Origin of the sequence: Chryseobacterium sp. MMS23-Vi53, from assembly GCF_047651245.1 — a bacterium.
Taxonomy (GTDB): domain Bacteria; phylum Bacteroidota; class Bacteroidia; order Flavobacteriales; family Weeksellaceae; genus Chryseobacterium.
In genome coordinates this window covers 1,104,623-1,118,043 of the sequence record NZ_CP180265.1, presented here as the reverse complement: position 1 = coordinate 1,118,043, position 13,421 = coordinate 1,104,623, and the positions used below count along the sequence as shown (strand labels likewise).

Sequence of the window (13,421 nt, the reverse complement as noted above, 5' to 3'; positions counted from 1 at the left end):
ATATTTGTCTATGAAGTTTATTAAAGATCTTAATAAATCATTAAAAAATTAATAATAATGAATAATCAATTAAGTGATATATTATCTCTAAGTAATATATCAACTCAATACCGCAAATTCAGTAAAGGACAATATGTAGAATTCACCCAGTTCAATGAATTTTTAGATTTTTTTGAAGATCAGGATCGTTTGTCCAGAGTGATGCTGCAGGGAGTAGGTATTGTATGCGGTCTCAAACCCAATTTTGTCTATACAAATAAAGTATTGAGCGGTATACAGCTTTCTCAAGGGGCTGCACTTACTACTGATGGAGATTTGCTGACCTTGAATAATACAAGCGAAGTAAGTGAAGATTTGTATGTGAGTGATTTGAAAACTATTAACCTAGAAAATAAAAACTATACTCATTTTAAAGTATACGATAATTTTAAAGTAAATTATCCTGCTTTTCATGAAAACAATGGAAAAGGAAACCAAGTCGAGCTTTGGGAACTGGCAACAGCTCAGGAAGCAACATCAAGTTTTCAGCCCATCAGTAATCTTTCAGATCTAGATGACAAGTATTTGTTGTTGTATTTGGAAAATTATGAAAAAGAAGTTAGACCTTGTAGAGGAGTAGACTGTGATAATCATGGCGTTCAGCAAATTCGAAATCTTAAAGTATTAGTTACAACAGAAGCAGGAATCAATAATATTATTGGAGACGATAGTGTTTTACTTCCGCCTGATCCTGTAACTGGGGAAGTTCCGACCAGAATAATAGATCGTATCCAGCCACATCCTTTGTTTATAGAAGATGTGTTAAGAGCTGAAAAGCAGGAGCGAGTAATTGTAGAACGACTTATTTTAGAAAATGGAGTTGATGCACATTTTTCTTCTAACGATATAAAAGATTTGTATAAAACTGCTCTTGAAAATAATAATTATGGTGAGTTTGTTTTCGACAAAATCAATAAAATAGTTGGAGTAATTGGAGGACAAAGCGTAAACCATGCCGCGTTTAAAAATGAACTGCAGCAATGTCTCGCTCTGCAAACAGGGTTTCAATATGCTTATGACGCGGTGAAAGATTTGATGGATACGTATTCTGAAATTATAAAATGGCTTCCTAAATCTTTTACTAAGGCTTTTCCGGATTTTGGTTCTTTTCCTAAACATATCTTGCTTGGAAAACTAACTTCAAATATCCAGTTAGATTCATTTAGACATCAGTTTTATAACTCGCCTGTCTTAGATGATGAAAAAGCAACCGAAAGAGTGAAAACATTAATTAGTCGTTTTTTTCAGCAGACGCAGAGTTTTAGATATTCGAATAGTTTTGAAGGACAAGCGCAAATTAAAATTACTCCATCTCAAAAATTGAATCCTCTAAGCAATAAAGCAGTTCCTTTTTATTACAAAATTACTAAAGAACTTCTAAAAGCATGGAATTTTGATAAAACAAGCAATCGATCAACTGGAGAAAATTTAGGATATGGAATCAACTTTTTTACGCCAAATACGCAATTGCCGGATGATCCTTTAAATTTTAATATAGATAAAAATTCGTTTTACAATATAGAAGGTCATCAAGGAATGCCTTACCAACAAGCTGTTCAGCAAATAAAAGATATTAAGGATAAGCTGCAGTTAGGATTTGATATTATGGTTTTGTCTTTAGAAGAGCTGAAAGATAATAAAGATCTATCTAAAGCTTACTTCAATGATTATCTGGAAGAGAACCCGGGACTAGAACATAAGCGTGGAGTGGAAAGAGGAGGAACCTTTGTAATGGTTTATGAAACCATCGGGACAGATGCCATAGTTATTGCAGATTTTTCAATACCGTATATCTGTTGTACACCAAAAGTTGATACTAAATTGAGCTTGCCAAGTTCTGTGGTTTGTTTAAAATCAGATATCATCCCTTTCACTGTATTCCCTACAAATGGAATTGTAAAAGCTGTTGTGGATGAAGGATTAGATGGAGGTGTAATAACCGTTAATGGATTATACTTCTTTGATCCGGGAGCAATATCTCAACAATTATATGGTAAGGAAATTACATTTACAGTAAACGGGAAACCGACAAATTGTAGTATTAAAGTTATTTTAGAACCTAATGTAGATATAGAGGTTAGTTCTGTTCATTATCAGGAATCTGGCTCAACAACAGCGACGGTAGTGTTTACTGTTTCAGGATCAAACTTTGCAGATTATGATTATAGTTGGGATTTCTTAGATACTGGAGGTTGGGTACCGCTAAATCCGGATGAAAATGGACATGTTAGTTATACTTTCGAAAATTTACCACCAACAAGAATTCCTACGATAAAGGTAAGAGTAAATGGTGGTGGATGTTCTCAAGACATCGCGATAAGTGATTGGTATGTGAAGCCTGAAGAGCCAACAGTAATAAAGAGTATTACTTTCACTGAAGGAGGAGATTGCTGTCATCAGGTAAACAGAGCGCCTGTTGCCGTAGCAAGGGCGTCTCAGACAACGATTCAATTACCTGTTACTGACATAGATTTAACAGCTAAGTTCAGTAGTGATCCGGATAATAATATAGATTCTTACTCATGGGCACAAGTAAGTCCACTACCGTCAACAGCAACCATTGAAACTCCGCTCAATAAAGAAACAAAGGTTTCAGGATTGGTAGAAGGAGTACATGTATTCAGGCTTAAAGTTGTAGATGTATATGGTGAGGTGGATACAGATGACGTTACAATTACCGTGCTTAGAGAAAATGAGCTTGTTCCTTCTCTTACAGAAACAAGTTATCAGATGACAGGTACAGAAACAATACAAGTGTTTAGGGTAGGGCCAAATGTGTCTGCGGGTAATAAATTTTGGGTTAAGGTTTATCAGGTTCAGCTGACAATATTAGCTACGTCTTCTGATACCCCAATTACAATTGCCACAAAATTAGCTAATATAATAAATAATACAACTGAAGCTCAATGGAGACAGTTTCAGTCTGATATAGCAAGTCCATTCCCTCCTAAGGCATCGGCATCAGGAGCGGAATTAACAATACATCTTGATACTAGAAATTCTTTTGTAGGTGATGCTTTGATTAGCTAATACCCAAAATTGTAGATAAAAAATAATATTAACAATAAAAAATAATATAATGGCAGGAAATTGCAGTATTTCATTTATGGTAGATTACACATCTTCGAAGCCAATAAAAAGTGCAACTTTTACCTATACACATATAGCTACCCAAGCAACAAAAAATTATCATATGGATCCTGCGCCATCTAGTAATGATGTAATAACGCTTTATCCAGAAATTCTAACTCTAGGAGATTATGAATTAACAGTAGACTTAGAAACTACAGATGGTTCTGTTGTAGCAACGAAAAAAAGCACTTTTAAAATTGGAGATTGTAAAGGGTCTGAAACTAGACAAATATTTTATAATCATGGGACTAGTAATGAAGTAACCACATATTCCGAGGCTGATTTTAAAATCGAAAGGAATGGTGTTCTGGTCATACCTAGTGAGCCTTCCAGGATTGAATATAATGACCCCTTGGAAAATTGGAAATCATTTACAGCGGAAGTCGGAGATACGATTACATTTACGACAAAATTGATAAAAAGTGGATCGAGTGGCAAAACACTAGGAGATATGTTTATCTATAGTACAACAGGAGCAAGTGGTACAGTTGTAGTAAATCCTACAGCTCCTAATTTATTACTCTTAGATTCTCAGAAAGTTGGAATGACTGAAGGAACCATAGCTACTTTTACTTTTACAGTAGGGTCAGGGTTGAATTATGCACTGGGAACGAATTATTATCAATAATTAATTTACATACAGTAATTAATTATAATATGTAAAGTATGGCAATCTAAAAAAGCCCAAATAAAATCCTCAATTTTTTGAGGATTTTATTCAGTCAAGCTGTTTTTTTAAGTTTATCTTCTGTTATTTTTGCGTCGGGTGCTTATAATATTGAAAAGCTTTGCGACGTCTTCCAGATGGATTTCAAAATCATCATAATACTCATTTAGAGAATGAAGCGTGATAATGCCTTTCTCAACATCATGGTTGATGATTCGTTTTACCAAAATCCCCTTCTCTTTGTGAACGATTACAAAATCCCACTTATCATAGTGCAGTTTACTCATCCAATAATCTTGTCTGATGTTTCTGCATAAGATAATGTCGCCTTCCAGATAGCTTTCATACGATCCGTTATCCATGCTGTCTCCCTTTACTTCAAAGCACATGTATTCGCCTCGGTGTTCTACATCGTCTGTAAAAGGAATTGTGGGTAGGCTTTCTATATACTCTTCATCCGCGAAATTATGCAAATAGCCGGCTTGTGCATATTGATTGGCAAGCGGAACATTCATAATCTTTAAATCTGAAAAAACAACAGGAGATGCTCCGTCATTCAGTTTCTTTTGCTGCTCCTGGAGTAAATTGGTTACAAAATAAGCAGTCGTTTCCGGAATTTTTCGTTCGCCTTTTTCCCAATATTGTACAGCTCTTGTACCAACTCCTATAGATTTTGCGATATCAGCCTGCTTCATTTTTAGTTTCTTCCTGATTTCTTTGAATTCTAAATAGTTCATTTTGATATGTTTATAGTTATTTGTTTAAAAAATGCGTAAAAAATTCATTTTTTATTTTAAAAAAACGAACATTGTTCGTATATTTGTTTCGTTGTTATGAAAGAATAGCACAAATATACAAAATTATATTTACAATTTAATATTGTTTTAATATTTAAAAACATTGATAATGTTGCGAATAGACGTTTAATCATAATGCTGAACAATAGTTTTGTACTTAGTGCGTTTTGTAATTAGATTTTACTTTTTTTGTTTTATATGGCGTCAATTAAAGCAAAAAGAACTTTTTTAATCTAATAAAAGCGGTAAAAATGCGTTATTAAATTGTTGTTTATGATATTTGTGCATGTTAATATGGGTTTTGTTTGCGAAATATGTTCGTTTGTTTTTTTAATTAAAAATAAGCTGAAAAAAATTAAATCAACATTACTGGCTAGTATATAAAATATCGATTAATTATAGCTATCAGTAAATCAGTTGATACATTTTAAAGACAAATAAAATCGATTAATTTTTGTCAATTAAAAAGACAAATAAATGTTGCGCTCTTTTACACATTACAAGAAGTAAACGCTAGCTATTGTGTAGATCATTATTTTTCACAAATAGTTGTAAAGCTTTTACAAGTAAAAATTTAAAACAAAGAAGTTGGGAGTTTTCTATAAAGATATCCAGTATCAACTTCTAAAAACCAAAATTAAATGCTGCAATCGGAAATTATGCAAAGGCTTAAAAAATGCCTTTGAGGTTTCTTGTTGCCTCAATTGAACAAGAATAACTTTAGAAATTGCTAACGCTTGTTTATAAAAAAACTAATAATATAAAAAACTGTAACCAAAAATGAAACGTAGTAAAGAATTAGTAGAGAAAAGAAAAGATTTTGTCCTTGAATATGTAAAACGTAATCAGAACAAACAAATGAAGGTGATTGTAAACGAATTAACGGAAATGTTGTTTTTATCCGAAAGAACAATATATAACATTCTTCTTCAAGCATAATTTATCAATATCAAAAATAATTTCAGCCATTGTTTTTAATATAATGTTATGCTAAATCTCATTTAGATAATCTTTTGGAGCTTATAAAAGCTTATGAAACAGATCTTAAATTAAATATTCTAAAAAGATAAAAGAGGATCCACAGTTATAATACCGTCACAATAACTAGCCTGCAATTCATACCAATTAAAGGCTGTCCGGATATCTTTCTCACATATTGATTTTTAGGTAAAATAGTAAGGTAAAAATGGTTTTTACTTTTAATTCTATTGTGAATAATTATAAAAATCAATTTTAAAAGATTAAAACAATTGCTGATTTAAAAAAAATTAAGAAACCATGAAAAAAAAGAGAAGAAAAAAAATAAAACGAAACAGAGAAAAACTGCAAAAACCCATTATAGACATCAGTGATCTTATCGATGAATTGGCCTATGTAAATGAAAATGAAAATATTCGAAAAAGCAAACGGTTTTTAGATGATATGTATATGCTGGATTTCGAATAAGTAAACATCCGAGAGATGTCGAAAGCTAGAATTTTTAATCAATAATATATAGGAAAGAATGAATTTAGATAGTATTAAAGCTCTTTTAATCGGAACTGCAATTGCATTTTCAGGAGGATTATTAAGAGTACTGGTCTCTATACAAAATAAAGAGAAAAAGCAACCATGGGAGCATTTTATTACACTTACGATAGTTGTAATTGTAGGTTTTACCATGAGTTATTTAATGAATAAAGCCGAGCTGCACGACAAGTGGTACTCAACCGGAGTATTATTTGTACTTGGTTATGGCTACGATAAATTCTTGAAAATGATCACAACAAATCTTCCCAATTGGATAGAGAGCGCGGTGAGCATTTTTATTGAAAATCGATATGGCGTAAAAACTGAAAGACAGCCATTGGAAGAAGAAAAAGAGAAGAAAGATGACGTAGTGCAGCCATAAGAATTTAAGTAATAAAATTATTACTGCACCTACAGAATCCCTAGCTCAAAAAACGATTGATTCTCCTCAAAAAAAGTGAATTTTGAACTAGAAAAAAACCATGAAAACTCAAATAAAACTATAGAGAAAATATAAGTGGCTCAGCATTACCTGTTTCTCATCACCAAGTTGAACAACCACTTTTGATTACTCAAATTCTTTAAAAAAATCTACCATTTCTGGACAGATTTTCACTTCAACAGGTAGGTATAAAGCGCAACAATATAAGTTGTGCTTTATATACCTTTTTAAATAATGTAATTAAAAACACCAAGTCAATGAAAGCAGCAAAACCTGTAGAAATAGACAATAAAGTCCACCAAAGACAAAAGCAAAAACAGAAAGCGAAAGAACCGGCTGTTGTTAATGCATCCGAGACAGAGGTTGCCAGTGTACAAATGCAAAGGTCGGAAGGCTCTGCCGTTGTGGCCGGTACAACAAATCCTAATAACAATGGACTTCTTGCCAATGGCAGTATTCCAGCCGTTCATGGTTCGGGGACCATTTACGATAAAGGATCAGAAGTAATGTATGAAAGACTTCAGGAAAGCTTGGCTGAAACCGGCGATATCAATCATCCTTATACTAAAGCTACTGAAAAAGACTATTTATCTACCCTGAATGTTAATCAGGTACAAGATTATAATAACCTTAAGACAGGTACTAATTTGCCCAAGACTATGCAGGAACAAGCTAAAGTTCATCAGATAGTAAAAAATCAGGAGGCTGTTGTAAAGAAAACAAAAGAAAAAGAGTCTCTAATAAAAATTAGTAATCAATCTGAAGTTCCTCAATCCATCGTAGCCCAAAATAAAAAGGAGAAAAAAATCGAAATTAAACAACCTACGATTAAACCAAGCTCTGTTGAAGCTAATGAAAGTAGCTTAAAAACAGTTTCTGAAAAAAATACAGTCACTCAGTCGGAGAATATTAGCATTAACGATAATAAAAAGTCAAATAATAAAAGATCAAATACAAAAAGCAAGGGAGAAAAAGATGACAATTTTGTCATTCCAAAAAATATTCAACCTGTTGTTACTCCAAGAATGGATAAGGCTGTTGATAGTGAACAAGCCGAAATCGCTCCCGATGCACAAACAACACTCAACATTGTTGGATTAGTTGCGGCTGCACAAGAATTTAGAGATCTGGGGGTAGAAGCCAGGTCTCAGGTGAAAACTCAAAATGAAGCAGCGAATACAATCAAAAACAAAATTAAAGAGGTTCAAAAAGAAATTCAAAAATCAGATGCTGATTTAGAGAAATCAGAAGATAGCATAGAAAGTAAAGAAGCTCTCATCCGTAAATTGGAAAAAGGACTGGAAACCTCAGTAAAAAGACAACAAAAAGTAGAACAGGAAGTTGGAATCTATCAACAAGAATATAATAAAAATAAGAACAAGGCAAGTGATTTCAATAGTGAAGCAAAAAATTTACTTAGTGGATCTCAAAAACATCAAGATCCCCAAAATGCTGATTCCGGAACCCTTACCAGAAAATTAAATGAATTAAGTACTAATGCAGGTACGATAAATCAAGCTGTAACTCAGGCAGGAAATACAACTCAAAAACTGTCTCAAGAAGCTCAACAATCTAAAGCTAAAAATGCAAAAATACAGAGCGAAATATTGTCTTCCAGAGCATCAATATTAAAATCAAAAGCTAAACTGGCATCAGATACTAAAAAGAATAAGGAAGCAAAAAGAGAGTTAGGAAAACTTACTCCTAAACTAAAACAGGTAGAATCGCAAAGTAAAAAATTAAACCAGGAAGCAGACGGATTAATAACGGATTCTTATGCTATCGAACGTGAGGTTATAAAAACTCAAAATGCTTACTACGCCAACATGGCAACAGTTGAGGGACGAAACAGCTTAATACAAAAAGAAAAAGATAAAATTCAAAAGGCTCCTAAAGAGCTTAATCAGGCAGAAAGTTTATTAATTGATTTTGCAAAATTAAAAACAGAAGAGCAACAAGTAGCTTTCTTAAGAAAATTAAGCCCAAGCGAACAAAATTTACTAAAAGATAAATTTGAAGAAGTAAATGCTAATTACGATAAAGATCAAGCAGAACATCAAGGTTTAATCGAGCAAAATGTTGAAAGCATTAGAAACGCTCAAATAGAAGTTTATAATAACAAACGTAAAGATGCCTTACAAAAACCATTAAACTTAGTCACTAAAAATCTGAACAGGATTACCGGTTTAAAAAGACTATGGATGTCTATTTCTATTGCGTTTTCAGATATTTGGAATGACGTTACGTCTATTACATGGACAGATGTGGGTAAATTCATCGAATCTATTTTTAGTCCAAAAGCGTGGTATGAGGCAATTTCAGGCTCTATAAGTGGAATCTGGGATGATTTAACAAACTGGAAAGGATTCTCACAAGATCCGGTAGGAATGATTCTTCAAAAAGCCGCGGGAATAGCCAATAAAGTGCTTGTTATAGCCGGTGTAATTACGGGAATATTAGGAATATTAACAGTAGCTGCTGCCGCAGGATCCTTCTTCACTCTTGGTGGTTTGGCGCCATTGGCTGCTTGGTTAGGAGGAGCTACAATAACCATGGGAACGATAACATTCTGGGTTGGAGCCATAGCATTAGGATTGAATATATTAAACGGAATAAAAAATATCTATGATATACATACCGCAAAAACGGCTGAAGTTTTATTCAAAAACTCCGGTGAGTTAAAAAGCGATATTGCCAATTCTGGAATGGCTATTTTGGCAATGCTCGGAGGAAAAGGCTCTAAAAAAGGAGGTGCTTCTATAAAAGATTTGGCAAAAAGAAACCCGAAAACTTTTGGTAAACGAATGTTTATTAATGCACGAAATGGTCTTAAAGCACAAATTTTATTTATACCTAGATTAATAGCCTCCGCTTTTAAAAAAGATACATGGATCAAATTATCTCAAAGTTTTAGAGCAGCTTATAAAAAAGCAAACAATTGGGTAGTTAAATCTTTCAAAAAAGAAAATATACTAGAAAAAAGAGAGGCTTTTTGGAAGAATCTTCAAGAAAGGTATTTTCCTGAAAATGATTGGAATAAAACAAAATTTGAAACAGCAGGCATTGATTACGATAAATTCAAATCAGGAAACAAAAAACTGCATGAAGAAATGTCATCGTTACATACAGATATAGCTTCAGCAGAAAGGCGTCTCCCATCAATAATTGAATCAGGAGCTAGTAAACCTAAGAAAATAGTCGTAGATAAAAATTATAAATTTTACAAACTAGTTCCTGAGGGTAGTAATATAAATTCTCCATCAGTTTATTATATTGATAAAATTCAATTTGAAAAATTGAAAATGGTTCCAGAAAGTATCGAACAAATATTAGGATTACCATTAAGTTCTGTTTCAAAAAAATATTCTGTTTTTGAAATAAGATCAAGGGTTGATGGAAATGTCGTTTTTTCTTCCGAAATTGCTCCAACAAAACAATTCAACTTCGAATCAGGTGTAGTTAGCAAAGATTTTTATGGAACAAAAGGTGGAGGAACACAAATTATAATTATAGACAATAGCGATCCATTGAAATGGCAAAAATCATCAACTCCTATAGGTGAAATAATTCCGAACACATTACCAAAAATTAAATAAAATCTATAAATTAATTATTATGAATAACAATTACGAAAACTTAGTAAAAAAATTTCAATTATTTCAAGAAAATGATCCTGTTAAAAATTATATGCAATTATTAAATATATGTGATGTATTATTAAATGATTTTCCAAATGAATTAAGACAAGAACCTTTTTACAGTTTTACCTTAGATGTAATAAATCAATTAATAGAGTTAAGAATTGATATTGGTTCAAGAAAGATGTATGATGGAACTGATTTAGATTTAGAAATCATTATAAGAGAAATGAGTTTATTAAAAAAAGTTGTCCCAAGTGATGAAAAAATGCAGAAAGTAATAAATCGTCTTTTCAGGGGATAATCATTTCTTAACTGCAATTGTCAGTACTCGTATTTATAAATATTATGATGTCATTCTACTCTCTATAATTGTACAAGAAGAAGTTCTTATGAATGAAGGATATTTCCTTCAAACCTCTGAACCAAAACTTGTGAAAGAAGTTAATGGAATAAAATATTATGAAATAGAATATAAAGAACTAGTTAAACCATTAAAATAAAAATATGATTTTTGCAGTATACGATTTCACACCCTTTAAAAATGAATTACCTGAGTTTAATTTAAAGGAATTATTAAACATAGAAGACTTAAATAGCTCTATTTTTGAAGAAGTATTTAATATACTTAAACCACACCAACAAGAACAATATATTGTTTTCAGGGAATCTGAAGAGGCTAAGAAGTACAGTAAAGAAAGAAATGCCAGACTCCCTTATATAGATTTCAACAATTTACCCGAAACTCTTGACGATATTTTATTGGAAAAAATTATGCTGTATCAAAAAGAAGGAGAGGTTCGAGACGCTATATATGATTTGTTATCAGAAGACCACAAAGGTCAAATTGCCAGATTCAACGCAAAAATATTTGAAGAAGAAAAAGCAAAAAGACGAGCTTTAATGACCGACGAGGAAAAAAGAAAAGAAAAGGAATGGTGGGATAAGTATGAGGCAGATCCAACCCCTCGTTTTATGGGTAACGTGGGAGAGCCTGATACCGTTACAGGTTATATTATAAAATACGGAGTAGATCCCAGAACTGGTAAGCCTGAAACCCTTGAAAGTTTTAATAAAAAGTATACCATTACTGAAACAGGAGAGATTGTTCCAAAGGAAAATAAGGAGTAACCATTAATTTTATATCTCTATAACAGAGTAATAAATAGTAACGAGGCTATCTCATTTTGAGATAGCCTCATTTTTATTAAACAAAATAAATATGAGTACAAAAAAAGAATTAGGAAAAAAAGATTGGTATTATTATGTTTATGAAGAAAACAATATTATAACCTTATCCGTACCAATTCCAAAACCAGCGCCAGGATTTGATGTTATTTATATTTTGAATGAATCCGAAAAAGAAAAATATCTAGAGATTGGAATTAAAGCCCTGGAAGAAAGAATTGATGATATGAATGTGAGCTTTTACGACTATCAAATGATTTCATGGAGATAATTTTCTATAAATTTCAAATGAAAACTTATAAAAGAAGTCGATAAACTAAATTATCAGATAGAAATGGTGCTAAAAAATAAATATGGAAACTATTAAAAATGAAACTATGAATAAAAAAGAAATAGATTTGAATATTTCATATAAATTTATAAACGATAATTTTATATTATATATTAATATAACAAACTTTAGTAATAAAGAAAAGAGATTTTACTTTTTAAATAATACTGGTGGATTAGCTAGAAATGGAATAAACCTTTTCAATGTAATGCACGAAAAATTAATTGCTTATGAAAAAACTTTTATTTCACCTGTGTATAATGAAGAGGAAATTAATGCTGATGTCTTACTACCAAATGAGAATAAGCAATTTGAATTATCAGCTTCGGTTTTAAAAGAAAATAATAACCTGATTTTATTTTTTAAAGGAATTTCGTTTAAAATTACAAAGGGCGAAAAATTTTATATCACCTTTGATTTTTTAGATACAACATCAAATATGTTAGAAGTAGTTATTTAATTCAAATTAAATAGTGAAATTTATTTATAAAATAATTATATCTAGATATTAAATTGAATATTTCTTTTAAAGTTAAAGAAATTATAAACCTGATAAAATGAACAACCAAATAAACGAAATCCTCTATCACTACAACGAAGAAGGATATGAAGGATACGATTTAAGCGAAGTACAACTTCTCAGAAACAAAGATGTAGACAGAATTGAAAAATTAAAATCGCTTCTTGATAATGATGATCAATATATTGCTTACCAAGCCATGCTTATTTTATTGGCGTGGGCAATTCCGGAAGGATTTCAACAGCTTGACCGGTTTATTTCCGAAAAATGGGATGAAAAAGAAAGTTTTGAATCCCATAGAATACACAGCGAAGATAATGTATATGATGTAATTACAGACGCTCTATATATTTCGACAATGAACGGAAAGACCGAAGAAGAACTTTATCCATATATAAAACATTTTTTGAGTATTTATGGAAATAAGTTTTTTGAATCTAATCTAAAAGATTTTCTTCTAAAGAAAAACTGCAGACCGCTGTTAAAAGAAATAGAACAGGCAACTCAAGACGCTTTACAAAATAAAAGATATTATCAGGCAAGTCAACTTTTTCCTGTGTTTGTTGATTATGACAAAAATTCTTTTAATCAATATGTAGATATTTTTAATTCTCTAATAAACGAAGATGACAGAATTTCATACAATATAGATGAAGCTCAAACAATTAAAACAAAAAAATCCAATCTAATTATTTTATAAAAATTTAGAAATATTATTTAAAAGACAATAGAAACTCCGCAATAATAAAAAATTGCGGAGTTTTTTATAACTTAAAATTTAAATCGGCACTTTAATTAAGACTTGGATTTTTACATTCCAAGTCTTTTTTTGTTTCAGAATATCCAGAATTTCTTCCTTTTCTTAATGATTCGATCCTGTTATTAAATGAATATTCAAGTAATCATTTACTAAATATTTTAAAGTTACTGCAACTACCGAACAGACAGAGCAAAAAACTTTAATAAAAACAAAAAAATAATGAATTTTGGACTTTCAAATTGAGTTTGAAATTAATTGATTAAGAGAAAATAATAGTTACTGCAACTATGAAATTCTAGGGCTAAAAACTTTCATAAGAATGAAGAAAGCAAAATTTTAGAACTGAAAACCCATGAAAACGCAAATAAAACAAGAGAGGAAAAATAAGTGGTTCCAGC

At 31.4% G+C, this 13,421-nt stretch carries 12 protein-coding genes; 11 read left to right on the top strand and 1 reads right to left on the bottom strand.

The window, feature by feature from the left end:
• Positions 1 to 57: 57 nt before the first annotated feature.
• Positions 58 to 3,069, top strand: coding sequence for a PKD domain-containing protein (locus ACKX2A_RS04970; RefSeq protein ID WP_415327981.1), 3,012 nt, complete (start codon positions 58 to 60; stop codon positions 3,067 to 3,069).
• A gap of 49 nt (positions 3,070 to 3,118) precedes the next feature.
• Complete coding sequence (locus ACKX2A_RS04965) at positions 3,119 to 3,799, top strand: hypothetical protein (RefSeq protein ID WP_415327979.1); 681 nt, start codon at positions 3,119 to 3,121, stop codon at positions 3,797 to 3,799.
• 113 nt (positions 3,800 to 3,912) lie between these two features.
• Here the strand turns inward: ACKX2A_RS04965 and ACKX2A_RS04960 are convergent, their stop codons facing one another.
• Positions 3,913 to 4,575, bottom strand: coding sequence for a S24 family peptidase (locus ACKX2A_RS04960; RefSeq protein ID WP_415327977.1), 663 nt, complete (start codon positions 4,573 to 4,575; stop codon positions 3,913 to 3,915).
• 840 nt (positions 4,576 to 5,415) lie between these two features.
• Between ACKX2A_RS04960 and ACKX2A_RS04955 the strand changes: the two genes are divergently transcribed.
• The 9 genes from ACKX2A_RS04955 (at position 5,416) to ACKX2A_RS04915 (ending at position 12,963) form a co-directional block, all read left to right on the top strand.
• Positions 5,416 to 5,574, top strand: a complete 159-nt coding sequence (locus tag ACKX2A_RS04955) for a hypothetical protein (protein ID WP_415327975.1) — start codon at positions 5,416 to 5,418, stop codon at positions 5,572 to 5,574.
• A gap of 339 nt (positions 5,575 to 5,913) precedes the next feature.
• Complete coding sequence (locus ACKX2A_RS04950) at positions 5,914 to 6,081, top strand: hypothetical protein (protein WP_415327974.1); 168 nt, start codon at positions 5,914 to 5,916, stop codon at positions 6,079 to 6,081.
• A gap of 58 nt (positions 6,082 to 6,139) precedes the next feature.
• Positions 6,140 to 6,526, top strand: coding sequence for a hypothetical protein (locus ACKX2A_RS04945; protein WP_415327972.1), 387 nt, complete (start codon positions 6,140 to 6,142; stop codon positions 6,524 to 6,526).
• Between the two features lie 317 nt (positions 6,527 to 6,843).
• Positions 6,844 to 10,182, top strand: coding sequence for a hypothetical protein (locus ACKX2A_RS04940; protein WP_415327970.1), 3,339 nt, complete (start codon positions 6,844 to 6,846; stop codon positions 10,180 to 10,182).
• A 19-nt stretch (positions 10,183 to 10,201) separates the two neighbouring features.
• Positions 10,202 to 10,528, top strand: a complete 327-nt coding sequence (locus ACKX2A_RS04935) for a hypothetical protein (protein WP_415327969.1) — start codon at positions 10,202 to 10,204, stop codon at positions 10,526 to 10,528.
• Between the two features lie 203 nt (positions 10,529 to 10,731).
• Positions 10,732 to 11,355, top strand: coding sequence for a hypothetical protein (locus ACKX2A_RS04930; protein WP_415327967.1), 624 nt, complete (start codon positions 10,732 to 10,734; stop codon positions 11,353 to 11,355).
• 91 nt (positions 11,356 to 11,446) lie between these two features.
• On the top strand, positions 11,447 to 11,683 hold the full coding sequence (locus ACKX2A_RS04925; protein WP_415327966.1) for a hypothetical protein: 237 nt from the start codon (positions 11,447 to 11,449) through the stop codon (positions 11,681 to 11,683).
• 82 nt (positions 11,684 to 11,765) lie between these two features.
• Positions 11,766 to 12,203 (top strand): hypothetical protein, encoded by a 438-nt coding sequence (locus ACKX2A_RS04920; RefSeq protein ID WP_415327964.1) that lies wholly within the window; start codon positions 11,766 to 11,768, stop codon positions 12,201 to 12,203.
• Positions 12,204 to 12,300: 97 nt separating this feature from the next.
• On the top strand, positions 12,301 to 12,963 hold the full coding sequence (locus tag ACKX2A_RS04915) for a hypothetical protein (protein WP_415327963.1): 663 nt from the start codon (positions 12,301 to 12,303) through the stop codon (positions 12,961 to 12,963).
• Positions 12,964 to 13,421 lie beyond the last annotated feature (458 nt).

Coding starts and splice junctions, on each gene's coding strand:
- ACKX2A_RS04970 (WP_415327981.1), top strand. CDS start 58: ATGAATAATCAATTAAGTGATATATTATCTCTAAGTAATATATCAACT.
- ACKX2A_RS04965 (WP_415327979.1), top strand. CDS start 3,119: ATGGCAGGAAATTGCAGTATTTCATTTATGGTAGATTACACATCTTCG.
- ACKX2A_RS04960 (WP_415327977.1), bottom strand. CDS start 4,575: ATGAACTATTTAGAATTCAAAGAAATCAGGAAGAAACTAAAAATGAAG.
- ACKX2A_RS04955 (WP_415327975.1), top strand. CDS start 5,416: ATGAAACGTAGTAAAGAATTAGTAGAGAAAAGAAAAGATTTTGTCCTT.
- ACKX2A_RS04950 (WP_415327974.1), top strand. CDS start 5,914: ATGAAAAAAAAGAGAAGAAAAAAAATAAAACGAAACAGAGAAAAACTG.
- ACKX2A_RS04945 (WP_415327972.1), top strand. CDS start 6,140: ATGAATTTAGATAGTATTAAAGCTCTTTTAATCGGAACTGCAATTGCA.
- ACKX2A_RS04940 (WP_415327970.1), top strand. CDS start 6,844: ATGAAAGCAGCAAAACCTGTAGAAATAGACAATAAAGTCCACCAAAGA.
- ACKX2A_RS04935 (WP_415327969.1), top strand. CDS start 10,202: ATGAATAACAATTACGAAAACTTAGTAAAAAAATTTCAATTATTTCAA.
- ACKX2A_RS04930 (WP_415327967.1), top strand. CDS start 10,732: ATGATTTTTGCAGTATACGATTTCACACCCTTTAAAAATGAATTACCT.
- ACKX2A_RS04925 (WP_415327966.1), top strand. CDS start 11,447: ATGAGTACAAAAAAAGAATTAGGAAAAAAAGATTGGTATTATTATGTT.
- ACKX2A_RS04920 (WP_415327964.1), top strand. CDS start 11,766: ATGGAAACTATTAAAAATGAAACTATGAATAAAAAAGAAATAGATTTG.
- ACKX2A_RS04915 (WP_415327963.1), top strand. CDS start 12,301: ATGAACAACCAAATAAACGAAATCCTCTATCACTACAACGAAGAAGGA.